This window comes from Amycolatopsis rhabdoformis (assembly GCF_035918295.1).
Classification (GTDB): domain Bacteria; phylum Actinomycetota; class Actinomycetes; order Mycobacteriales; family Pseudonocardiaceae; genus Amycolatopsis; species Amycolatopsis rhabdoformis.
This window is the reverse complement of sequence record NZ_CP142149.1, coordinates 1,417,539-1,440,417: the sequence shown is the minus strand read 5'-3', so window position 1 is coordinate 1,440,417 and position 22,879 is coordinate 1,417,539. Positions and strand designations below refer to the sequence as shown.

The following is a 22,879-nucleotide window of genomic DNA, read 5'->3' as shown; positions in this document are numbered from 1 at the left end:
GAACCCGCAGCTCGGTAGGCTCGCCACCGTGACCGTCCGCGACGACCTGCCCGACCCGCTCAGCGCCCGCGTGGAGGAGCGGCTGGCCGGGCTGTCGCCGGCCGAGCAGCGCGTGGCCGAGTACCTGCGCAGCCACCAGCAGGCGATCCTGCTGTCCACGGCCGGTGACCTCGGCGTGCTGAGCGGCACCAGCGACGCCACGGTGGTGCGGGCGGTGAAAGCCCTCGGCTACTCCGGGCTGCCCGAGCTCAAGCGCGTGGTCGGCCGGTACGTGGTCGGCGACACCAACCCGGCCACGCGGCTGCGCGAGCGGATCGAGCAGACCGCCGGCGACACCGCGGGCCTGCTCGACCAGGTGCTCACCGAGTCGGTGGAGCGGCTCACCGAGACCCGCCGGCTGCTCGCGGAGCCCGAGTTCACCACCGCCGTGGACCTGCTCGACTCGGCGGCCGAGGTGCTCGGCTTCGGGCTCGGGCCCTCGGAGCTGCCGATGCAGTACCTGGTCACCCGGCTGCACCGGCTCGGCCGCCGGGCCTGGAGCACGTCGGCCACCGGCTTCCGGCTCGCCGACGACCTGGTGCGGCTGCGGGCGGGCGACGTCGTGGTGCTGTCCGTGCCCGACCGGCTGCTGCACGACGTGAAGACGATCGTGGAACACGCGCGCTCGGTCGGCGCCCGCGTGCTGCTGATCACCAACTCGCTGCGGCCCACCCTCGGCGAGCAGGCGGACGTGGTGCTCACCGCCGTGCAGACGGTGAGCGGGCTGACCCAAGAGGGCCTCGCCGCGACGCTCGTGGTCGACTGCCTGCTCGCCGGGCTGGCGCGCAAGGACCCGGCGGCCGTGTCGGACCAGCTCGACCTGCTCACGGCCCTGCGCACCGCCCTGGTGCCCCGCGACATGCGCACGCGGTGGCCCGGCCGGGAGTGACCCGGCGCGGGACCGCGCTTACGCCGTCAAGACCCGGCCCGGTGGCACGCAACGACTTGCGGGCTCAGCGACCCATCTCGGCCGCGCGGTCCCGGGCCGCCTCGATGGCCGCCATCACCGCCGCGCGCACCCCGCGCTCCTCGAACTGCCGGATCGCCGCGATCGTCGCGCCTCCGGGGCTGGTCACCGCGGCGCGCATGCGGACCGGGTCGGCGTCGGGCAGCTGGAGCATCTCCGCGGCGCCGGCCGCGTTGGCCAGCACCAGCTCTTCGGCCAGCGGTCGCGGCAGGCCGAGCAGGATCCCGGCCTCGATCATCGCCTCGGTGAGGAAGAAGTAGTACGCCGGACCGCTCCCGGACAGCGCCGTGATGGCGTCCATGCGGGTCTCCTCGACCCGCACGACCTTGCCGACCGCGTCGAACAGCTCCTGCGCGCGGTCGAGTTCGGCCTCGCCCGCATAGGTGCCCGCGCTGATCGCGACCACCCCGCGGCCCACCGACACCGGCGTGTTGGGCATGCAGCGCACCACGGCGGGCTTGCCCGGCAGCAGCGCCTCCAGCTTCGAGATCCGCACCCCGCCGACGGCCGACACGAACAGCTGGCTGTCGTTCACGTCGTCCGCGACCGCCGCGAACAAGTCGTCGACGTGGTAGGGCTTCACCACGAGCAGCACGGTCTCCGCCGTGCGGATCGCGGGCCCGGCCTCGGCCGTGGTGGCCACGCCGTAGCGCTCGCGCAGGTACGCGGCCCGCGCCTCGGCGAGCTCGACCACGACGACGTCGGCCGCCGTGATCTTCGGTTCGGGGCCGGCGAGCATGCCGGCGAGCAGTGCCTCGCCCATGTTGCCGCCGCCGATGATGGCCAGTTTCGTCATCGCAGGGTGAACCCCGTTCCCAGGTCGTCGGCCGGGTCGAGCGTGAACACGCTCTCGCCGGCCAGGTGTGCGGTGCCTTCGATTTCGGTGGCGACGCTGCCGTCTTCGCCGGTGGACAGGATCCGGCCGGTGAAGGTGGTGCCCACGATCGAGCCGTGGGTGAGCACGTCGCCCTCGCGCAGCCGGCCTTCCGCCGCGAGCAGCGCCAGGCGCGCGGAAGTGCCGGAGCCGCAAGGGGAACGGTCGACCTGACCGTCGGCGAAGATGGTCACGTTGCGCTGGTGCGGTCCCGTCGGGGTGTCGCCCAGGTCGTCGTAGAGGATCGTGCCGTAGACCCCGCTGAGCCGGCTGTCCCCGGCGTGGCGCGCCCAGTCGGTGCCGCTGAGCGCGGCCTTCACCTCGCGGCCGGCGGCCACCAGCGCGGTGTGGTGCTCGGGCACCACTTCGAGGCCGAACGCCGAGGCCGGCACACAGGCGTAGATCGCGCCGCTGTAGGCGAGATCCACCCGCACCGGCCCGTGGTTCGTGGCCACCTCGACACCGCGGCCGAGCACGGTCGAGTCGACGTTGCGGAAGGCCACTTTCCGCACCTCGCCGCCCTCGCAGGTCACGGCCGCGACCACGCGGCCCGAGGGCACGTCCATCGGCACCTCGGTCACGCCGTCGGCCACCGCCGCGACACGGCCGGTGCGCACGGCCCACGCGCCGAGCGCGATGGTGCCGTGGCCGCAGGCCGTGGAGTAGCCCTCGCGGTGCCAGAACAGCACGCCGAACAAGGAGCCCGCGGTCTCGGGCGGCACCAGGAAACAGCCGTACATCGCGGAATGCCCGCGCGGCTCGTTCACGAGCAGCTGACGCACCACGTCGATGTCCGGCGTGGAGCGCGCCGCCTCGCGGCGTTCGAGCACCGTGGTGCCGGGGATCTCCGGCGTGCCGCCCGTGACGATGCGGAAGGGCTCTCCCGCCGTGTGGTAGTCGGTGACCGTCACCGCGTCCACTGTGGACCACCCGCCCTCTTTGTAGTGTCCATGACGGGAGACAGTACATGGTAGTTTTCACTACGGGAAGAGGTGTGCGCCCGGTCACGCCCCGCCCGCGACCGGCGTCCCGATGTCCCTATCGGTGGGGTTCGTGGCCCGTCCGGCCACGGCGCGGACCGGCCTCCGAGGGGCAGGCTGCGAGGACCACACCGCTTTTCGACCAGGGAGTTCGTGATGACCGAGACGATCGCCGGGATCACCGTGCCGGACACCGCGCTCGTCGCCGAGGCGACGGCACTGATCCGCGAGAAGTCCACCGAGCTGCTGTTCCACCACTCGCGCCGCGTGTTCCTGTTCGGCAGCCTGCAGGCGCGCGCGCTCGGCCTCGACCCCGACCCGGAGCTGCTCTACGTCGCCGCGCTCTTCCACGACACCGGCCTGGTGCCGCCGTGGCGCAGCGAGCAGCAGCGCTTCGAGATCGACGGCGCCGACCAGGCCCGCGAGTTCCTGCTCGCCCACGGCCGCTCGGCCGCCGACGCCGACGTGGTCTGGACCTCTATCGCGCTGCACACCACCCCCGAGGTGCCCTACCGGATGGCGCCGGAGATCGCCGCCACCACCGCGGGCGTGGAGACCGACGTGCTGGGGATCAACCTCGACCGCATCTCCGCCGCCGAGCGCGCGGCCGTGACCGCCGCGCACCCGCGGCCGGACTTCAAGCGCCAGATCCTGCAGGCGTTCACCGACGGGTTCGCCCACCGCCCCGACTCGACGTTCGGCACGGTCAACGCCGACGTGCTGGAGCACTTCGTGCCCGGGTTCAAGCACACCGACTTCGTGGACGTGATCGAGAATTCCGCCTGGGCGGAGTGACCCCGGCCGGCCGCCGCCGGGCTTCCCCGGGCCCGGCGGCGGCCAAAGTGCTTGCGCACCAACCGGGGAAGGTGTCATGATCGGGACATGTCTGATGGAAAGGGCGTGCTCGCCCTCGCGCGTTGACCGCGCCCGGCGGGCCCGGAGCCCGCGTTCTCGACGATCCCGAACTCGCTGATTTCTCCCGCGCCCGGTGGCAGCTCGCCGAAGCCGCGCGAGCCGAGTGGCTCGGCCACGCCCTGTCCTGCGAGCCCGCCGACCGGCCGGCCGCGGAAGCCGCGATCAGCGGTCTGTACGCGCTGGAAGGCGAGCCACCCCCGGAGTTCGTCTGGGTCGATTCTCCCGCCGCGGCGGCGAAACTCGTGCCGCCGGATCCGGTGTTGTCGCTCGGATCGTTGACCCGGCTGGAAAACCGCATGGCCGGGTCGCTGTCGGAGCTGCGCACCCGGCTCAACCACAGGATCGCCTTCGACCCCGGCCCCACCTACTTCGAGCCACCCCTGCCCGGGATCCTCGGTGAGCTCGAGGATCCCGGATCGCCGCGCGACCAAGAGGCCGCATTGACCGCACTGCTGACCCTCGGTGTCCGCGGTGCGCTGCAGCACAGCATCCGTGATTCCGTCACGGCCACGATCAAGGCCGAGCTGCGCGAGCCGGTCGGACTCGGCTGGTACGGCCAGCACGAAGCCCACTGGCTGGCGCACTACGACGCGCACCGCCGGCTCGGTGTCCACTTCGGACGCGAATCCGAGCGGCAGCTGGACCTGTGGGCGGAAACCGTGCGTTCGTGCGGCTGGTGGTGGCCACGCGAAGGCGTGTGCGTGGTCACCGAGCGCCCGGTGGTGGTCCGCACCGAACCCCTGCCCGGCTCCGCGTACGGCGAGCTTCGGGTGCACAACGCGGACGGCCCGGCCATCGCCTACCCGGACGGCTGGCGCGCCTACGCGTGGCACGGCACCCCGGTGCCGGCGTGGGTGATCGAAGACGTGACCACCGACGCGATCAACACCGAACGCAACATCGAGGTCCGCCGGTGCGCGGTCGAGCGGCTGGGCTGGGACGGATACCTCGAGCGCGCCGGCCTCACCTTCGTCGCGCGGGCGCCGGATCCGGGCAACCGCGACTCCGAGCTGCTGCTCTACGACATCCCCCGCGCTCCCGGCACGATCGCGCGCCGGCTGCTGCTCGCCGTGAACGGATCCGTGGAACGCGACGGCACCCGCCGCCGCTACGGCCTTTCGGTGCCGCCCTGGTTCGACGACCCCGTAGACGCCGCCGGCTGGTCCTACGGGCTCACCGGAGCCCAGTACGCCGGGCTCCTGCGCCGCACGTGACCTCCCGGTCGAAACCGGCCCTTCGCAACCCCGGCCGTTTGAACCCCCAACCCTTCGAGAACCCCATGGTGACCACGATGACCACTCCGAAAACACTGACCACCGAACCCACCGAAACCGCGGTGATCCTCGCCGATCTGCTCGACCGGTCCGGCCTCGACGTGCTGGCACACCTGGAACGCCAGGTCGCCGTGCCCGTGCTCGACGGACTGCAGGCCCAGGGCGACCTCATCGTGATCCCGCACGCCCTGGTGGCCCGCACCGTGGAGCTCAACCGCTGGGGGCGCTGGGAGCCGGTGCCGCCCGGCGGCGTCGAACTGGTGCGAGGCGTGGACGGGCGCAACCCGCACACGCTCGTGACCGAACCCGACACCTGCCGGTGGATCTCCGTGCGCGACCCGCTGCACCTCGGCATCGCCGTCTTCGAGAACACCGCGCCCGCGTACCTGATCCACCCCGAGCACGGCGGCAGCGGCGTGGCGCCGGGCCGCTGGCTGGTGCGCCGGCAGCAGGAGCGCGGGGTCACCCTCGCCCGGAACACGATGCTGATCGCCGACTGAACCCGGCCTGGACCTCCGGGTTGTACGTCCCTTGTATCCCGTTCGGTGATCCTTTGCCGGATTCGATCCGGGACGAGGACGAGGAGGACCAGGGATGCTCAGGAAAATCGCCACGCTGACCGCGCTCGCGGCGGCGGCACTCGGGGTGGCCGCACCGGTTTCCGCCGGTGCGGCCACGTCGGTGCTGCCGACGGCGAGCATGGAGGCCGTGCTCAAGGCCGCGCAGATCGACCCGCGCCGCGCGGACAGCACGCAGACGCCCGGCGCGCACGACAGCGTGCTGCTGGTGGAACAGGCGTTGCAGGCCAAGGGGCTGCTCGACGCGAAGTACGTGGACGGCTACTTCGGCACCACCACCATCACGGCGTACTCGCAGTACCAGAAGTCCTTGGGCTACACGGGAATCGACGCCTCGGGCCTGCCTGGCAAGACTTCGCTGGAGAAGCTGGGCACCAACCGGTACACCGTCACCGCCGTGCTCGCCGCGGGCAGCCACGTGACCTACCACGGCGTCACGCTCAACACCCGCACCAAGGCCATGCTGGTGGCCGCCGAAGGCCTGCTCGGCCGGCAGCTGAGCCTCACCCAGGGTTCGTACAACCCGGGTGGCGTCGACGCGTCGGCGGGCACGCACGACGGCGGCGGCACGTTCGACGTGTCGGTGTCCGGGATGACCACGGCGACCCGCACGAGCGTGGTCAAGACCCTGCGCCAGGTCGGGTTCGCGGCGTGGCTGCGCACACCCGAGCAGGCCGATTGGGGCTACCACATCCACGCCGTGGCGATCTCCGACCCGGACCTGTCCTCGGGTGCCCAGCACCAGACCGGCGACTACTACCTGGGCCTCAACGGCCTCGCCGGGCGCGGCGCCGACGACGGCCCGGCGGTGAACCCGAAGCAGACCTGGGAGGAGTACCAGCGCGGCTGACCCCGGTGGTCACGGATCCTCGCCGGCTCCGCAGGGACCGGCGGGGATCCGCGCCGGTGGCCGCCGCACCCCGGACGGTGGTTGGATCGGAGGTATCGACAACCCGGGGGTGTTTTCGCATGACCGACAAGGCGTTCCGGTTCGGCGTGGTCGCGGCGGCCGGCGGCAGCGGCGCGGACTGGCAGCAGACGGCGAAGCGAGCTGAAGAGCTCGGCTACTCGACGCTGCTTTCGCCCGACAACCTCAACCTGCCGACGCCCACGGCGGCGCTGGCGGTCGCGGCCGCGGCGACCACGACGTTGCGGGTCGGTTCGTTCGTGCTCGCCGGCCCGCTGCGCACGCCGCGCGCCGCCGCGTGGGAAGCCCACAGCCTCACGCAGCTCACGGACGGCCGGTTCGAGCTCGGTCTCGGCACCGGACTGCCCACCATGCGGCAGCAGGCCGAGGAGCTCGGCCTGCCCTACGGCTCCGGGCAGGACCGGCTCGACCAGCTGTCGGAGGCGATCGACCACGTGCGCCGCCTCGACGGTGCCCTGAACGGCGGCGTGCACACACCGGTGATGATCGCGGCCGGCGGCCCCAAGGCCCGCCGGCTGGCCGCGGCCAAGGCCGACATCGTCGCGCTCGCCGGCGGGGTGCTCACCACGCGCGCCGAAATGGCCGGGTACGTCCAGGAAATCCGTACGGCCGCCGGAGCGCGGGCCGACGACATCGAGCTGTCGCTCAACCTCTTCGTGGTGGGCGACGAGGCCCCGCCGTGGCTGAGCGGTTTCCTCGGCGGCCTCGACGCGAAAACCCTGATCGAGCACGACTCGCTCACCGTGCTCAACGGCGACCTCGACGCGATGACCGGCGAGCTCGAACGCCGCCGCGAGGAGCTCGGAGTCTCCTACCTCAGCGTGAACGGCGCCTTCCTGGAAGCGTTCGCACCGGTCGTGGAACGTCTCGCCGGCAAGTAGCCGCAGTCCACTTCGGACGCGGTCACCGGTGAAACCTCGTGACCGTGTTGTGTCCTCACGTGGTTTTCACCACCTCTCACCCGTTTTACGGTGGGTGAGAGGTGGGAACCATGTCATTCCGTCATCGCTTCAGTGTGTTCGTGGGCGCCGCTGTGCTCGTGGCCGCCGCGTGTGGGAACCCCGGCGCCGGCTCGGACGACGCCGGCAGCACGCAGTCCGGGGACTCCTCCGAGGTCACCACGACCGGCAACCCCCCGACCGAGGGCACCGGATCCGAAACCGCACGCTCGTCCGAGCGCGGGCCTTCGGTACAGCTGGCCGGTCTGCCGATCGGCGGCAGCAACGACGAACGCGGCAAGGACGACTGCATCAGCGTCAGCCTGCTGACCACACCACCCGAGGGCGTGCGTGTGGTCGTGGCCGAGATCCACGCCGGCCCCGCCGGCCAGGTGCGCGCCGGCGGGCAGTGCGGGGACTACCCCGCCTGCGCGGCGTTCACCTTCAGCTCGCAGGCGCCGGTGTGCTCGGTCGCCCTCACCTGGCTCGCACCGGGCTCGGGCGCCACCCTGACCATGTCCGGCAGCGTGGACTGCAACCCGTCGGGGTGCGACGGCTACCGGCTCGAACCGAACACGATCGACCTCTCGAACCCGCTGGGCGAGGACAGCGCTTCCACGACGAGCACCGAGTCCTCGACCGACACCACCGACACCACCGGAACGACCGCCGACTCCAGCACGTCCACGACCTCGGGCTGAGCGGTGCCCGACGAGGGGGACGTGACCGGCCGGCTCGAGCACTGGGTCCGGGCCGTCGGGAGTGTCGTCGCGCCGGCGACCCTGCTCTCGGCGCTGCTGTTCTACTTCGGTTACGTCTCCACGCGCTCGCAGTACGAGTACTTCGGCATCGACGTGGACCTGATCGGCCTGGCCACCCAGGACTACGTGATGCGCAGCCCGCAACCGCTGCTCACGCCGCTGCTGGTGCTCACGCTGGCGAGCGTCGGGGCGCTCGTGCTGCACTCGGCCCTGCAGCGGCGCATCGCGGCCGCGCAGGACACGGCGCGGCTCCGGTTCGCGGCGCGGGTGCTCACCGCCGTGGGCCTCGTGGTGCTGGGCGCCGGCATCGGGTTGCTGCTGCTGTACGCGCTCGTGCGCGGCTGGGTCTGGTACGCCCTCGTGACTCCCCTGCTCATCGCCGTCGGCGGCGTGCTGGTGGTCTACGGCTTCCGCGTGCTGCGGCGCCTCGACCCCGGCGCCCCGGCGGCTTCGGCCGTGCGCCGGGTATCGCTGGCGCTGGTGCTCGTCGTCGTGGGCGTGAGCCTGTTCTGGACCACGGCCACGATCGCGCAGTGGTCCGGCCGCGGGCTCGCCCTGGCGCAGGCGCGGGCACTCGACGGGCTGCCGAGCGTGATCGTGGACACGAAGGAGCGGCTGTTCCCCCGCAGCCCGGGCATCGACGAGACCGCACTGCCGCCCGCCGCCGGCCAGACCTACCACTACCGCTACCGCAACCTGCGCCTGCTGGTGCACGGCAACGACCGCATGTTCCTCGTGCCACGCACGTGGTCGGCGAGCGACACCACGCTCGTGGTGCCGCTCGACTCGTCCGTGCGGGTGCAGTTCCAGTTCCAGAACCAGGCACCGTGAGCAAAGCTGCCGGCCCACCTTCACTCTGCCCACCTTCACCCGGCCCACTTTCACTCTGCCCACCTTCACGGTGCGGGAGGCGGTAATCTGGCAAGAACGTTGCCGACACGACGAGGAGAACGAGTGGGCCGGGCGGAAGTTCGCGGGACGAAGCGGCAGGCGTCGGCGTCCGCGCGCCCCAACCGTCGCGCCGGGCTGCTCGCGGCCGCGGCCCGGCTGTTCCGCGAGCGCGGCTACGGCGGGGTTTCCGTGGCCGACATCGCCGAACAGGTCGGCATCACGGCCGGCGCGGTCTACAAGCACTTCCCCGACAAGCGCGCGCTGCTCGCCGAGCCGATCCGGGAGATGGTGCTCACCTGGCGCAACCGCGAGGTGCTCGCGCTGGCGCAGGGCGGCGACACCGAAGAGGTCCTGCAGCGGCTCGCCTCGTCGGTGGTCGGTGTCGTGCTGGAGCGCCCGGACGTGGTGCGCCTGTGGCACCAGGAAGCCCACTACCTCACGAGCGAGGTCCGCGAAGAGCTGGTGGCCGTGCGCGTGGAAGGCGTGGGGCTGTGGCAGCGGGTGCTGGTGGACGCGCGCCCGGAGCTGACCACCGGCCAGGCCGAGTTCCGCATCCGCGCCGCGCTGGGCCTGCTCAACAGCGTGCCGGCGCTGCCGCGCCGGCGCCTCTCGGCCCACGCGGCCACGCTGGAAACGGTGCTGCTGGCCACGTTGCTCGCGCCGGAACCGCCCACGAGCCTGCCCGAGCTCCGCGTGGTGGACCGGGAATCGCCCGCGGCGGCGGAGCACACCCGCGGTCGCGCGATCCTCGACGAGGCGGCAAAGCTGTTCCGCGAACGCGGCTACCACGCCGTGGGCATCGACGACATCGCCGCGGGCGTCGGCATCGCGGGCCCGTCGATCTACAGCCACTTCCCCAGCAAGGCCGCCGTGCTCACCGCCGTCGTCGCGGAGATCGCCGACGAGCTGTGCTGGGGCGGCGCGCTGGCGATGACGTCGGACGGCACCCCGGCCGAGCGGCTCGAGCTGCTGGTGACCACCCACGTGCGCACGGCGCTCGCGAAGAGCGACCTGATCGCGGTCTGGATGACCGAAGAGCACCACGTGCCCGAGGACCTCGGCGAGGCCGTGCGCCGCGACCGCAAGCGGTACCTGGACTACTGGGTGAGCGCGGTGCTGGCGGCCAACCCCGGTTTGGATGAGGCCGTGGAGGAAGCGGTGGCCGAGACCGCGAGCCTCGCGGTGATGGAGCTGATCGACGCCGTGGCCCGCTCGAGGCGGTTCGCGTCGGTGCCGGAGCGTCCCGAGTGGACGGTCGGGCTCGCGCTGGCGGCGCTCACGAGCGTGGCGGTCTGATCCGTCCACTGCGGACGAACGCCCTCTTTCGACCCGTGGTCCGGCCGCGTTTCAACGATCGAGCCCGGACACGACGGCGGCGGGAGCGGACCCTCCCCCTCCGGGGATCCCCTCCCGCCGCCGGTGTTCTCAGCCGGTCGCCCTTCGGCTTTCCGGTGACCGCGCCCCGGAAGGCGCGGCCACGGGCTCGGTGCGCCGCACTGTGCTGGTTCAGTGCGGTGTTTCGGATCCGTGAGCCGATGCCGTGTGCCAGTGCGGTTCGATGCGGCTCAGTCGCTCGCGCGCTCGGTGCCCTTCCAGCGGTCGGATCCCTTGCGCGCGAACGACCACAGCTGCGCGCTCTGCTCCAGCGGCACGGCCGCCTGCCAGGTCAGCGCGGGCGGGCCCACCTCGGCCCGCAGGCTGCGGATCGCCGCGCGGGTGAGCGCCGGGTCGGTGCCGCCGCGGCGGGCCAGCTCGAGCGCGCGCGGCTCGACCTCGGCGTCGGGCCGGGCCTCGTACGCCAGGCCGAGCTCGACGGCGCGGCGGCCGTCCACCGTCTCGCCCAGCACCCCGAGCACGGTCGCGGCCTCGGGCGTGACCACCCGCGTGAGCAACGTGTAGTGCCCGCCGCCGGGGTGCACGCCGAGCCGCGTGAACCCCGAGGCGAGCTTGGCGTCCTCGGCCACCACGCGCACGTCGGCGGCCAGCGCCAGGTTCATCCCGGCGCCCACGGCGCCGCCGCGCACCGCGGCCACGGTCGGCACCTTCAGCGCGCCGAAGCGCAGGAAGGCGTCGTAGATCCGTTGTGTGGCCCGGATTCCCTCGTCGGACGCGGGGGCCGCGGAGATCGCCGCCAGCTCGTCGCGGTCACCGCCCGAGCAGAAGTAACCGCCCGAGCCCTGGATCACGGCCGAGCCGATCGTGAGGTCGGCGTCGATGCGCTCACACGCGTCGATCAGCGCGGCGGCGAGCGCGCCGTCGATGGCGTTGCGCTTCTTCGGGGCGTTGAGGGTGAGCACGGCGACGCCGTCGGTCACCTCGAACAGCACGGGTTCGGTCATGAGCGGGCTCCGCGGAGGTCGACGTCGTCGGATTCGTGCGTGCGCAGCAGGGCCGAGCGGACCTTCTGCGTCGCCGTCTTGGGCAGGGCCGGGCGCACCGAGAGGTACCGCGGCCAGGCGAACTTCGGCAGCCTGCCCTCGAGGAACGCGGGCAGCGCGAGCGGGTCGAACTCGCCGCGCGGCACGATCACCGCGCGCACCTCCTGGCCCACCACCTCGTCGGGCACCCCGACCACGGCCACCTCGTCCACCGCCGGGTGCTCGGCGATCGCCGCCTCGACGTCGGCCGGGCGCACGTTCTCGCCGGCGCGGCGGATCATGTCGTCGGCGCGGCCGTGGAACACGAGGTAGCCCTCGGCGTCGACCGCGCCGAGGTCGCCGGTGTGGAACCACAGGTTGCGGAACTTCTGCAGCGTCAGCTCGGCTTTGCCGTGGTAGCCGTCGAAGAGCACGAACGGCGCGCGCGGGCGCACGCAGATCTGCCCCGGCTCGCCCGGTGCCACGGGCTCGTCGTTCGCGTCGAGGATCGCCAGGTCCATGTCGGGCCGGACGGTACCGCACGCGCCGCGCCGGCGCTGTCCTGCGCGGCTCGCCGTGACCCAGCCGCCGGTCTCGGTCATGCCGTAGAGCTCGTGCACGTCGACACCCACGTGGTCCTCGATCGTGGTCCACAGGCCCACCGGCGCGCCGCCGCCGGTGCAGAAGCGCAGCTTGTGCGGCGGGATGTGCTCGGGCAGCTTGCGCACGAGCATCGCCAGCATCGTGCCGACGTAGGTGAATCCCGTGGCCTCGTACCGGATCGCCTGCTCCAGGAACTTCGCCGGCTCGAACTTCTCCAGCAGCGCCAGGGAAGCACCGGTGGCGATCGCGGTCATCACCGCGTACACCTGCGGGTTGGTGTGGAACAGCGGCAGCGCCACCAGGATCCGGTCGTCGGCGCGGATGCCGATCGCGTCGGCCAGCTCCCGCCCACCGGCGAGGAACGCGCCGTCGGAGAGCACCGCGCCCTTCGGCGGTCCGGTGGTGCCCGAGGTGTAGAGCAGGCTGCTCTCGGCGTCGAGCTCCGCCTCGTGCATCGGGTGCGGCGCGAGCCCGCCCACGGCCTGCTCGAGGTCGTCGGCGGTGGCGAACCCGAGCGTGGTGCCGGGATCGAAGCCCGCGTCGGCGACCAGGCGCGCGATGCTCGGGGTGTCGCCGACCGCGAACCGGATGCCCGCGTCGGCCACGACCTGGCGGATGTGCGCGCCGGTCGCCTGGTTGTGCAGCGGCACGCAGGTGGCGCCGAGCCAGCGCAGGGCGAACCACAGGTACGGGAAGGTCGGCGTGTTGCCGCAGGCGAGCAGCACGCGGTCACCCGGGCGCACGCCGTTGCCGTGCAGCAGCGTGGCCGTGCGGGTGACCACGTCGAGCAGGCCGGCCCAGCTGACGACCTTGTCGTCCTGCAGCAGGAACGGCGCTTCGCCGCTGGCCTCGCACCGGTCTTTCAGTGTTGCCGCGAACATCTAGCGATCCTCCACCCTGACGGCCTTCACCAGGCTCTTCGCGACGGTGTTCTTCAGCACCTCGGCCGAGCCGCCGGCCACTTCGTACGCCTTCGCGTCGCGCAGGTAGCGGCCGAACGGCTGCGTCTCCCGCGTGCCGTGCGCACCGCACACCTGCACCGCCGTGGACGCGACCTTCGTGGCGAGCGAGGCCGCCAGCAGCTTCGCCGACGAGGACGAGCGCGCGATGTCCCGGCCCGCGTCGAGGTCGCGCGCGGCCTCGTAGGTGAGCAGCCGCGTGGCGTCGATCTGCGCGGCCAGCTCGGCGAAGTACCACTGGATGCCCTGGAAGTCGAGCACCTTCGTGCCGAACGCGGAGCGCTGGTCCACGTACTTCAGCGCGCCCTCGAACGCCGCGCGCGCGATGCCGAGGCTGATGCCGGCGGCGAGTGTGCGCGAGTTGGCGAGGGTGACCATCACCTGCTTGAGGCCGCGGCCCTCGGTGCCGATCAGGTGGTCGGCCGGCACCTCGACGTCCTCGAGCACCAGGTTCACGTGCGGGCCGTTGCGCAGCCCGAACGTCTCGGCCTCGTGGCCCTGGTAGCTCGACACCCCCGGCGTCTCCTTGGTGACGGCGAACGTCGACACGCCGACGTCGGTCTCGGCCAGCACCACGAACAGCTCCGCGGCCGCGCCGGAGGTGATGAACGCCTTCTCGCCGTTGAGCACCCAGCCCTTGTCGGTGCGGTGCGCCTTGGTGTCGAGCGTGCGGATGTCGCTGCCGTGGCCGTCTTCGGTGAGCGCGAACGACGCGGGCAGCCCGCTCGCGTAGCGCGGCAGGTAGCGCTCCTTCAACGACTCCTCGCCGTAGAGCTCGATGCAGCGCTGGCTCTGGAAGATGGTGATCAACGAGATGCCGAGGATCGCGCTGGCGACCGAAAGCTCCTCCAGCACGGCGAGCAGGTCGGTCATCGGCCGGCCCTCGCCGCCGTAGCGCGGGTCGAGCGTCATCGAGTTCCAGCCGCGCGCGGCGGTGAGCCGCACGAGGTCGAGCGGATAGCGGTCCTCGCGGTCGAGAGCGTCCGCGACCGGGGCCACGTGCTCGCGCGTGAAGTCGCGGGCCTCGAGCGCGAGCCGCTCGTCGACGTGGTCCCTCCAAAGGTGCTGCAAGTCGTTCCCCTTCCTCATTCCCGAGTCATTCGACCGCGGTGATGGCACGACCCGATCGGTCGGCCAGGAACAGCGCGGTGATCATCATCAACGCCACGGCGAACAGGCCGGTGGAGATGCCGCCGCCGAGGCCGTAGCGGGCGGCGAGCAGGCCGACCAGGCCCGGGCCGAAGCTCGCGATGCCGCGGCCCACCGAGTAGCAGAAGCTCGAGCCCGTGGCCCGGATCGGCGTGGCGAACAGCTCGCCGAACCACGTGCCGAACACCGCGAAGTACCCGAGCCCGAACGAGATCACGAAGTACATCGCGATCACCGCGCCGGTCGCGGCGCCGGTGCCGATCAACACGGCGAAGGCGATGAACGCGACCAGCTGCACCGAGGCGAAGGCGAGCAGGGCCTTGCGCCGGCCCCACCGGTCGCCGAGCGCGCCGGCCGCGATGTAGGACACGAGCGAGATGGCGGCGCTCACGTAGAGCACGGTCTGTGTCGCACCCGCACCCAGGTGCAGGCCGGTCTTGAGGAAGGTCGGCATCCAGGACGAGTAGACGTAGTAGGAGTACTGGGCGCCGAACACCACGACGGTGCCGAGCACGACCATCTTCAGCGCGTTCTTCTTGAACAGCAGCGCGAGCCCGGCGGTCGCGGGCTCGCGGCTCGCGGTACCGGTGGCGGTGCGGCCTTCGGCCTTGGCGCGCTGCAGTTCGAGCCACTGCTTCGACTCCGGGCAGGCGAGCCGGATCGCGACGGCGGCCACGGCGGGCAGGGCCCCGATGGCGAACGCCCAGCGCCAGTTCGGCACAGCGCCGGCCACGAAGATGCCGACCGCGTAGGCGGGCCAGATCGCGGCCTGCACCATGCCGCCGGCGAGGCCGCGGCGCTTGGGCGACCACGCCTCGTTGAGCAGCGCGAACCCGATCGCCCACTCACCGCCGATGCCGATGCCGGCGATCATCCGGCACACCACGAACAGGCCGAAGCTCGGCGCGAGCGCCCCGAGTCCCGTGCCGATCGCGAAGATCCAGATCGTCCAGGTGAGCACCCGGCGGCGACCGAACCGGTCGGCCAGCGGGCCGAAGATCACGCCACCGATGGCGGTGGCGGCGAGCTGTGCGGTGAACACGGCGCCGACCGCGGCCGTGGAGACCCCGAACGTCTTCCCGACGTCGCCGGCCACCAGCGACAGGATCACGAGGTCGAAGTACTCCATCCCCCAGCCGCTGACCGCGGCCGCGATGATCAGACCACGCTCTCTTCGGGTGTAGGCGGACCCGGCCACGCCGGCCGGGGCGTTGGTCGCCACTTCGGACATGGGCCACCTGCTTCTTTGCGGGAGGTGAATACTGGTTAGGCAGACGGTAACTGGTCGTTAGTCAGAACTCAAGACGGTTCCCGGTGTCGATCCGGCTGCGCAGCACCCGGTCACCGGCCCGGTACGCAGCGCACCCGCGCGTGACCCGCGCGGTCGCGACGGGAGGCCGCCCCGGCGCCGCGCCGGTAGCGTGAGCCCGTGGCGGAGCGGATCCGGGTGGTCGTCGGCGAGAACCAGGCCCTGGTGCGGGAAGGGATCCTGCGGGTCCTCGAACGCGCCGGCTTCGAGGTCGCCGGCGTGGCCACGGACGCGCCCGGTGTGCTGCGCCAGGTCCGGACGCAGCGGCCCGACGTGCTGATCACCGACATCCGCATGCCCCCGGACCGGACCGACGACGGACTGCGCGCGGCGCTCGAGGTCCGCTCGGCCGAACCCGGGATCGGCGTGATCGTGCTGTCGCAGTTCCTCGAGGACCGCTACGCCTTCGAGCTGGTCGGCGACCACGCCGAAGGCGTCGGGTACCTGCTGAAGGAGAAGGTGGCCGACCCGGCGGTGCTCGTGGACGCCGTGCGCCGCGTCGCCGCCGGCGACACGGCCTTGGATCCGGACGTGATCGCCCGCCTGGTCGGCCGCAAGCGCCTCGGCAGCCCGCTGGACGACCTGACCCCACGCGAACACGAGGTCCTCGCCCTCATGGCCGAGGGGCACTCGAACATCGGCATCGCGGAGAAGCTCGTGGTCACCGTGCCCGCCGTGGAACGCCACGTGACCGGCATCTTCAGCAAGCTCGGCCTCAACCAAGCGGCGACCAGCCGGCACCGGCGGGTGCTCGCGGTGCTGCGATACCTGCGTGGCTGAGGCCACCACCGCACCGAAGCAAACCCGCGAAGCGTCAGGGCGTCGGCAACCCGAACAGCGCCACCAGATCCGCCCCCACCAACCGGTCCTTCGCCACGAACCCCACCACGCCGGCGGCCACCACCTCCGCCTCGGCGACCGCGGACGGCTCAGTCGACGTCACCAGGATCCGCGGCACCGGCGCGGAACCGCTGAGCATGGCGCGCGCGATCGGGAGCCAGGGGCCGTCGGGCAGGTGGACGTCGAGCAGAACGCAGTGGGGGTGGTGGAGCCGGGCGGCGGCGAGGCCGCGCGCGCCGTCCTCGGCCTGCGCGACGACCACGAAGCCGCGGGCGGCCAGCAAACGCCCGGCGACGCGCCGGAAACCGGCGTCGTCGTCGACGATCAGGGCGGTGGGCGCCATGGGTCCATGGTCCTGCCCGGCGCGGGTCGCCACCATGGGGAAGTCCCCACGGCTCGGGTGGTCAGAGGGGAAATTCGGCGCGCAGCGTGGTTCCGGCGCCGGGCGGGGAGACCAGGGTGAGCCGGCCGCCGAGGGCGTCGACGCGGTCGGCCAGCCCGGCGAGCCCGGAGCCGGGCCTGTCCGCGACCGCACTGTCCATGACAGCACCATCAGCAGCCGCACCGTCCACAACCGCATCGGCCGCCGCCGCACTGTCCACAACCGCACTGTCCACAACCGAACCGGCCGCGGCCGCACCATCCACAACCGCACCGGCCGAGACCGCGCCGCCCACGCCGTCGTCGCGGACCTCGACCGAGAGCACGGGCCCGGTCGCCTCGATGGTCACCATGACCCGTGAAGCGCGCGAATGCTTCACCGCGTTCGTGAGGGCTTCGGCGGCGAAGAAATACGCGCACGCCTCGACGGCTTCGGGCAGCGGGACCTCGACCGAGCCGGTCACCTCCACCGGCAGCGGCGTTCGCGTGGCCAGGGCCTCGACCGCGCAGCGCAGCCCCCGCAGCGTGAGGATGGCCGGGTGGATCCCGGCGGCGAGCTCCCGCAGCTCCACGATCGCCGCGCGGGTCTGCTCTACGGCCTCGTCCAGGTGCGGGCCGACGAGCCGCGGGTCCGCGTCGAGCTCCTCGCGCGCCAGCTGCAGCTCGATGAGCAGGGTCACGAGCCGTTGCTGGGCCCCGTCGTGCAGGTCGCGGGCCACCTGCCGGCGGGCCGCCGCCGCGCTCTCGACGATGCGCCGCCCGGTGGCGCGCGACTCGGCCGCCCGGATCCGCGCGGCGTCCCGCTCGCGCACCGCCTGCTCGGCCGCGCGGCGCTGCGTGGTGTCCTCGAACGCGAGCACGGCGCCGCGGCCGTTCGGCAGGTCGAGCGGCGAGGACCACCACGCGATCGGGAGCTTCGAGCCGTCACGCCGGAAGAACCAGTCCTCGTCCTCGTGCACGGTCGTCCCGGCCTGGCGCGACCACAGCATCGGGCACTCCGCCGCGGGGAACGGCGAACCGTCGGGGTAGTGGTGGTGCACCGTCTCGTGGCTCGGCCGCCCGCGCAGCTCGGCCAGGTCGGTGTAGCCGAGCGCGGTCACGGCCGCGGGGTTGGCGAACTCGATCGCCCCGTCGTGGTCGATGACCCACACGGGCTGCGGAACCGTGTGCAGGATCAGTTCGAGTTCTTCACGGCGAGAGTCCACGGCTGCCTCCGGACGTCCTGCCCACCGTACCCGGGGAAGCCGCCGGAAGAACCCCGCGAGCCGCGGGCCGGCCACGACGGGGAGTGGCCGGCCCGCGGGTGCCGCGGGCGTGCGGGGGCGGCGGCCCGCCCTGTCAGTGCAGGGCCTCCCGCAGGACCGCGATCGCTTGCGCCGTCGCGGCTTTCGCCGCGTGCGTGTCCCGGACCGGGTCGAGCATCATGAAGTCGTGGAGGATGCCGTCGTAGCGCACGGTCGTCACGGCCACCCCCGCCAGGCGCAGTTTCGCCGCGTACGCCTCGCCTTCGTCGCGCAGCACGTCGTACTCGTCCACGATCAGGAACGCCGGCGGCAGCCCCGCCAGCTGCTCGAGGCTCGCCTGCAGCGGGGAAGCGGTGATCTGCTTGCGCTCGGCCGGATCGGGCAGGTAGGCGTCCCAGAACCACTCCATCGCCTTGGCGGTGAGGAACGGCCCGTGTTCGAACAGGTGGTAGGACTCGGTGTCCATGCCCGCGTCGGTGACCGGGTAGTACAGGGAGTGCTGCACGAAGGTGACGTCACCGCGGTTCTTGGCCATCAGCGCCAGGGCGGCGGTCATGTTCCCGCCCACGGAATCGCCCGCCACGGCCATGCGCGACGCGTCGAGGCCCTTGGCGGCGCCTTCGCGGCCGACCCATTGCGCGGTCGCGTAGGCCTGTTCGATCGCCACCGGGTAGTGCGCCTCGGGCGAGCGCGTGTACTCGACGAACACCACCGCGGCGCCGACACCGGTCGCGAACTCGCGCACGAGCCGGTCGTGCGTGCCGGCGTTGCCGAGGATCCAGCCGCCGCCGTGCACGTAGAGGATCACCGGCAGGGTGCCGGTCGCGCCGGCGGGCTTCACGATCCGCACCGGCACGTCGCCGACCGCGGCGGGCACCGTGAGCCACTCGTCGTCGACGGCGGGTTTCACCACGTCGCCCGACTGCAGGTCGTCGAGCACCTTGCGGGCCGCGTCGGGGCCGAGCTCGTAGAGGAACGGCGGGTTCGCCGTGGCGTCGGCCAGCTCCCGGGCGGCCGGTTCGAGAGTGACGTCCGGTTTCTCGTGCGCGGCCACGGCTTTCTCCTCACGTCGGCGATGCGTCCCGTCCAGCGTGGCGCGCGGGGACCCGCGGGACCATCGAGCAGCCACCACGACCGATCAGGAGCGGGCGTGGGGTAAACCCCACACCGGCGAAGCGGCGCACTCCCGAGTGGACACCCGCGCCACCCGGAATAACCCCGCGCGACCCCGCCTTGCACGAGACATGAAAGCTGTCACGTACACCCGCCACGGCGGACCGGAAGTGCTGTCGCTGACCGAGCGGGACGTGCCCGAACCGGGCGCCGGCGAGGTCCGCGTGCGGGTGGTCGTGTCGGCCGTGAACCCCACGGACTGGAAGTCGCGGCGCGGCCCCGGTGAGCTGGCCGGCCCGGCCGTGCCCAACCAGGACGGCGCGGGCGTGGTCGACGCCGTCGGGTCCGGCGTCACCGACTTCGCCCCGGGCGACCGCGTGTGGGTGCTCCTCGCCGCGGCCCACTCCCCCGCGTCGGGCACCGCGCAGGAGTACCTGGTGCTGCCCGCCGAGCGGCTCGTGCGCCTGCCCGCCTCCGTCGGCTTCGACGAAGGCGCCGGCTTCGCCGTGCCGGCTCTCACCGCGCACCGCGCGCTCACCGTGGCCGAGGACGGCCCGGCCCGGCTGGCCCCGGGCGCGCTGGCCGGCCGCACCGTGTTGGTCACCGGTGGCGCGGGCGCCGTCGGCAACGCCGCCGTCCAGCTGGCCCGCTGGGCCGGCGCGACGGTGATCACCACCGTGAGCACCGAGGCCAAAGCCGCGCTCGCCCGCGCGGCCGGCGCGCAGCACGTGGTGCTCTACACCTCGGCCGACGCGGCCGCCGAGATCAAGGCGATCGCGCCCGAGGGGGTCGACGTGATCGTGGAGGTCGCCGCCGGCGTGAACGCGGGCCTGCACGCCGAGGTGCTCCGCACCCGCGGCACCGTGGCGGTCTACGGCGACGACCGCGGCACCGGCTCGCTCACTCTCGAGTTCGGCCGCAACCTGTGGCTGAACTCGCGTTACCAGTTCCTGGTGCTCTACACCGTCGGCCTCGACCGGCTGCGCGCCGGCGCGGAGGACGTGACCGCGGCCCTGCTCGACGGCTCCCTGCGCCTCGGCGAGGACCGCGGCCTGCCGGTGCACCGGTTCGCCCTGGCCGACACCGCGCAAGCGCACGAAGCCTCGGAAAACGGGGTGACGGGCAAGATCCTGATCGACGTGACGCCGGCGTAGACCCGCACACCGGCCGGTTCTCCGCGGCGCACGGGCCGTTCGCCGCGGAGAACCGGCCGCTCGAATACCAACGCAAACGCGACCTGGTCGTGCACACGCCGGCGCCGCACGCCTACGTGTGGCGGCTCCGGGTCGCGAGCGAAGACGCGGCGGCCGGCGCGATCACCGAGGCGAACGAACGCCGCACTTGACCACCCCGTGCGCGGTGGCCCCCAAGCCGGACCACCCCGCGCCGGGCCGTCCCAGCCCCGCACCCCGGTCCCGCACACCCCCTGTCACGCCCCGGGCCACACTTTCGCAGGTATCGCCACGACGTCACTGCCGGTATACCTGGTCACACGCACCGAGAGGTCTGGACCATTACCGCAACCGACCGGGGTGTGGCCCGGCCGCGCCCCGGTACCGTCCTTTGTGGAGGTACCATGCGCCGGCTGGACGCGATCCGTGATCACGCGATCGGGGTTTTCCGCATCGTGGTGGGGTTTCTCTTCGCCTGCCACGGCGTGAAAACGATCTTCGGCCTGCTCGGCGCCCACGCGCCGACGCCGGTCGGCACCTGGCCGGGGTGGTGGGCGGCGCTGATCCAGCTCGTCGCCGGCACCCTGGTGTGCCTGGGCGTCGGCACGCGCGCGGCCGCGCTGATCGGGTCGGGCTCGATGGCGTTCGCCTACTTCACCGTGCACGCGCCCAACGACGTGCTGCCGATCCAGAACGGCGGTGAGCAGGCGGCGCTGTTCTGCTGGACACTGCTGGTCCTCGCCTTCACCGGCCCCGGCCGGTTCTCACTCACCGGCGCACTGGCGTCCCTCCGCGCCGGCACCGGCAACACCGGCGACAGCACCACCGACCCCACGACACGGGAAGACCCCCGCGCGCCCGTACGGGGGTGAGGCGCGCGGGGGCCAAGACGACCCGGGATCAGCCGACCGACGGGCCCAGCCCGAGCGACTGCGGTGTGCTCGCGTCGGGTGAGGGCTGGTGCAATCCTCCGTCGAGCGGTCCGAACTCGGTCATCAGCGCCGCACTGCCACCCCACGGCGTCTGCTCCTCGGCGATCAGCGAGTTCGTGGTGAGCAGCAGCCCGGCCACCGAAGCACCGTTCTGCAACGCCGAACGGCACACCCGCAGCGGGTCGATGATGCCCAGCTCCACGAGGTCGCCGAAGCGGCCGACCAACGCGTCGAACCCTTCGTCGTCGCCGAGTTTCCGGGTCTGCTCCACGATTTCGTCGGCCGCGTAGCCGGCGTTGCTGGCGATCAGCAGCGCCGGTGCGCTCAGCGCGCGCCGCACGATCTCGGCACCGATGGCGTAGTCGCCTTCGAGGTCGAGGCCGGTCAGCACCTTCTCCGCGTGCAGCAGGGTCGCGCCGCCACCGGCGACCACGCCCTCCGCGATCGCGGCCCGCGTGGCCGAAAGCGCGTCCTCCACGCGGTGCTGCAGTTCCTTCAGCTCGGCCGGCGTCGCGGCACCGACGCGGATCACCGCGACCTTGCCGGTCAGCGCGCCGATCCGCTCGGTCAGCACGTCCTCGTCCACGCCGAACTGCGCGCGCTCGCGCTCGGCCCGCAGCTGGCTCACGCGGAACTCGATGTCGTCGGCCGACCCCGCGCCGCCCACGATCTGGGTGGCGTTCTCGGTCACCCGCACCTGCTTCGCCCGGCCGAGGTGCTCGAGCTTCATCGTCTCCAGCGTGAAGCCCGCGTGCTTCGACAGCACGGCCCCGCCGACCACGGCCGCGAGGTCCTCGAGCTTGTGCAGCCGGCGGTCGCCGAAGCCCGGCGCCCGGATCGCGACGGCCTGGAACGTGCGGTTCACGTGGTTGTGCACGAGCATCGACAGCGCCGTGCCCTCCACGGTCTCCGCGATCAGCACGAGCGGACGCGGGTTGCGCATCACCTTGTCCAGCACCGGCATCAGCTGCTGCACGTTGGTGATCTTCTCGCTGCACATCAGGATGTACGGGTCGTCGAGCACCGCTTCCAGGCGCCCGGGATCCGTCACGAGGTACGGCGAGAGGTACCCGTTGTCGAACTCGAAGCCCTCCACGAAGTCCACCGACATGCCGATGCGCTGCGACTCCTCGATCGTGACGACGCCGCCCTCCCCCACCGTGTGCAGCGCCTTCGCGATCACGGCACCGACCGCGCCGTCGTCGTTCGCGGAGATCGCGGCCACCCGCTGGTAGTCCTCTTCGGACTTCACCGGGTGCGCCATGGTCTCCAGGTGCTCCACGAGGCGGCCCACCGCGGCGTCGATGCCGCGCTTCACGAGCACGGGGTTGCCGCCGTGGGCGATCGCGCGCATGCCCTCGCCCACGATCGCCTGGGCGATCACCGTGGCCGTGGTGGTGCCGTCGCCCACCACGTCGTTGGTCTTGATCGCCGCTTCCTTCACCAGCTGCGCACCCATGTTCTCGAACTGGTTGCTCAGGTGGACCTCGCGCGCGATGGTCACGCCGTCGTTGGTCACCACGGGCGAGCCGGTGATCTTCTCGATGATCACGTTGCGCCCCTTGGGGCCCAGCGTCGACTTCACGGCCTCCGCGAGTTTGTCCACCCCCGCCACCAGCAGGTCGCGGGCTTCCGAGCCGAAGCGAAGTTCCTTGGCCATGCTGCTCCTCCTGTG

The 22,879-nt window shown here is 72.4% G+C and carries 22 protein-coding genes; 12 read left to right on the top strand and 10 right to left on the bottom strand.

All coding sequences use genetic code 11. From position 1 onward, the window contains the following. The first annotated feature begins 28 nt into the window (after positions 1-28). Positions 29-928, top strand: coding sequence for a MurR/RpiR family transcriptional regulator (locus tag VSH64_RS06655; protein ID WP_326834593.1), 900 nt, complete (start codon positions 29-31; stop codon positions 926-928). Between the two features lie 64 nt (positions 929-992). Here VSH64_RS06655 and proC read toward each other — a convergent pair whose 3' ends face one another. Both proC and VSH64_RS06645 read right to left on the bottom strand, forming a co-directional pair. After that, a complete protein-coding gene (gene proC, locus VSH64_RS06650) occupies positions 993-1,802 on the bottom strand; it encodes a pyrroline-5-carboxylate reductase (RefSeq protein ID WP_326834592.1) in 810 nt (269 codons plus the stop codon). Continuing rightward, entirely contained in the window at positions 1,799-2,791 is a 993-nt protein-coding gene (locus VSH64_RS06645) for a proline racemase family protein (RefSeq protein WP_326834591.1), read from the bottom strand. The genes proC and VSH64_RS06645 overlap by 4 nt, the downstream gene beginning before the upstream one ends. 225 nt (positions 2,792-3,016) lie before the next feature. On the opposite strand from VSH64_RS06645, the gene VSH64_RS06640 reads away from it, so the two are divergent. The 8 genes from VSH64_RS06640 (at position 3,017) to VSH64_RS06605 (ending at position 10,441) form a co-directional block, all read left to right on the top strand. Beyond that, positions 3,017-3,655: an HD domain-containing protein gene (locus tag VSH64_RS06640; RefSeq protein WP_326834590.1), complete on the top strand. Its 639-nt coding sequence runs from the start codon at positions 3,017-3,019 to the stop codon at positions 3,653-3,655. A gap of 122 nt (positions 3,656-3,777) precedes the next feature. Further along, positions 3,778-4,989 (top strand): DUF6745 domain-containing protein, encoded by a 1,212-nt coding sequence (locus VSH64_RS06635; protein ID WP_326834589.1) that lies wholly within the window; start codon positions 3,778-3,780, stop codon positions 4,987-4,989. Between the two features lie 77 nt (positions 4,990-5,066). Beyond that, positions 5,067-5,549, top strand: a complete 483-nt coding sequence (locus VSH64_RS06630; protein ID WP_326834588.1) for a hypothetical protein — start codon at positions 5,067-5,069, stop codon at positions 5,547-5,549. Between the two features lie 94 nt (positions 5,550-5,643). Continuing rightward, positions 5,644-6,477 carry a peptidoglycan-binding domain-containing protein gene (locus VSH64_RS06625; protein ID WP_326834587.1) on the top strand — a complete coding sequence of 278 codons (834 nt, stop codon included), beginning with the start codon at positions 5,644-5,646 and terminating at the stop codon, positions 6,475-6,477. Positions 6,478-6,596: 119 nt separating this feature from the next. After that, positions 6,597-7,436, top strand: a complete 840-nt coding sequence (locus VSH64_RS06620) for an LLM class flavin-dependent oxidoreductase (RefSeq protein ID WP_326834586.1) — start codon at positions 6,597-6,599, stop codon at positions 7,434-7,436. 110 nt (positions 7,437-7,546) lie between these two features. Further along, positions 7,547-8,194 carry a hypothetical protein gene (locus tag VSH64_RS06615; protein ID WP_326834585.1) on the top strand — a complete coding sequence of 216 codons (648 nt, stop codon included), beginning with the start codon at positions 7,547-7,549 and terminating at the stop codon, positions 8,192-8,194. A gap of 3 nt (positions 8,195-8,197) precedes the next feature. Next, positions 8,198-9,085, top strand: a complete 888-nt coding sequence (locus VSH64_RS06610; protein WP_326834584.1) for a hypothetical protein — start codon at positions 8,198-8,200, stop codon at positions 9,083-9,085. A gap of 123 nt (positions 9,086-9,208) precedes the next feature. Continuing rightward, positions 9,209-10,441: a TetR/AcrR family transcriptional regulator gene (locus VSH64_RS06605; protein WP_326834583.1), complete on the top strand. Its 1,233-nt coding sequence runs from the start codon at positions 9,209-9,211 to the stop codon at positions 10,439-10,441. 269 nt (positions 10,442-10,710) lie between these two features. Here the strand turns inward: VSH64_RS06605 and VSH64_RS06600 are convergent, their stop codons facing one another. Genes VSH64_RS06600 through VSH64_RS06585 form a run of 4 tightly spaced genes read right to left on the bottom strand, consistent with a single transcriptional unit; the run spans position 10,711 to position 15,444 of the window. After that, complete coding sequence (locus VSH64_RS06600; RefSeq protein ID WP_326834582.1) at positions 10,711-11,484, bottom strand: enoyl-CoA hydratase/isomerase family protein; 774 nt, start codon at positions 11,482-11,484, stop codon at positions 10,711-10,713. Continuing rightward, positions 11,481-12,986, bottom strand: coding sequence for a class I adenylate-forming enzyme family protein (locus tag VSH64_RS06595; protein ID WP_326834581.1), 1,506 nt, complete (start codon positions 12,984-12,986; stop codon positions 11,481-11,483). The genes VSH64_RS06600 and VSH64_RS06595 overlap by 4 nt, the downstream gene beginning before the upstream one ends. Beyond that, the gene (locus VSH64_RS06590) at positions 12,987-14,135 is read right to left on the bottom strand and encodes an acyl-CoA dehydrogenase family protein (protein WP_326834580.1); all 1,149 of its coding nucleotides are present in this window, start codon (positions 14,133-14,135) and stop codon (positions 12,987-12,989) included. It abuts the gene before it with no gap. A 25-nt stretch (positions 14,136-14,160) separates the two neighbouring features. After that, positions 14,161-15,444 (bottom strand): MFS transporter, encoded by a 1,284-nt coding sequence (locus VSH64_RS06585; RefSeq protein ID WP_326834579.1) that lies wholly within the window; start codon positions 15,442-15,444, stop codon positions 14,161-14,163. Positions 15,445-15,654: 210 nt separating this feature from the next. On the opposite strand from VSH64_RS06585, the gene VSH64_RS06580 reads away from it, so the two are divergent. After that, positions 15,655-16,302 carry a response regulator transcription factor gene (locus tag VSH64_RS06580; protein ID WP_326837917.1) on the top strand — a complete coding sequence of 216 codons (648 nt, stop codon included), beginning with the start codon at positions 15,655-15,657 and terminating at the stop codon, positions 16,300-16,302. 34 nt (positions 16,303-16,336) lie between these two features. On the opposite strand, the gene VSH64_RS06575 is transcribed toward VSH64_RS06580, so the two are convergent. The 3 genes from VSH64_RS06575 to VSH64_RS06565 all read right to left on the bottom strand — a co-directional run bounded on the left by VSH64_RS06575 (position 16,337) and on the right by VSH64_RS06565 (position 19,041). Further along, positions 16,337-16,705, bottom strand: a complete 369-nt coding sequence (locus VSH64_RS06575) for a response regulator (protein WP_326834578.1) — start codon at positions 16,703-16,705, stop codon at positions 16,337-16,339. Between the two features lie 61 nt (positions 16,706-16,766). Then, positions 16,767-17,948: a sensor histidine kinase gene (locus tag VSH64_RS06570; RefSeq protein ID WP_326834577.1), complete on the bottom strand. Its 1,182-nt coding sequence runs from the start codon at positions 17,946-17,948 to the stop codon at positions 16,767-16,769. 133 nt (positions 17,949-18,081) lie between these two features. Beyond that, the gene (locus tag VSH64_RS06565) at positions 18,082-19,041 is read right to left on the bottom strand and encodes an alpha/beta hydrolase (RefSeq protein ID WP_326834576.1); all 960 of its coding nucleotides are present in this window, start codon (positions 19,039-19,041) and stop codon (positions 18,082-18,084) included. Positions 19,042-19,231: 190 nt separating this feature from the next. Between VSH64_RS06565 and VSH64_RS06560 the strand changes: the two genes are divergently transcribed. Beyond that, positions 19,232-20,254: an NADPH:quinone reductase gene (locus VSH64_RS06560; RefSeq protein ID WP_326834575.1), complete on the top strand. Its 1,023-nt coding sequence runs from the start codon at positions 19,232-19,234 to the stop codon at positions 20,252-20,254. 422 nt (positions 20,255-20,676) lie between these two features. After that, entirely contained in the window at positions 20,677-21,144 is a 468-nt protein-coding gene (locus VSH64_RS06555) for a DoxX family protein (protein WP_326834574.1), read from the top strand. 28 nt (positions 21,145-21,172) lie between these two features. Here the strand turns inward: VSH64_RS06555 and groL are convergent, their stop codons facing one another. Further along, positions 21,173-22,864 (bottom strand): chaperonin GroEL, encoded by a 1,692-nt coding sequence (gene groL, locus VSH64_RS06550; protein ID WP_326834573.1) that lies wholly within the window; start codon positions 22,862-22,864, stop codon positions 21,173-21,175. Positions 22,865-22,879 lie beyond the last annotated feature (15 nt).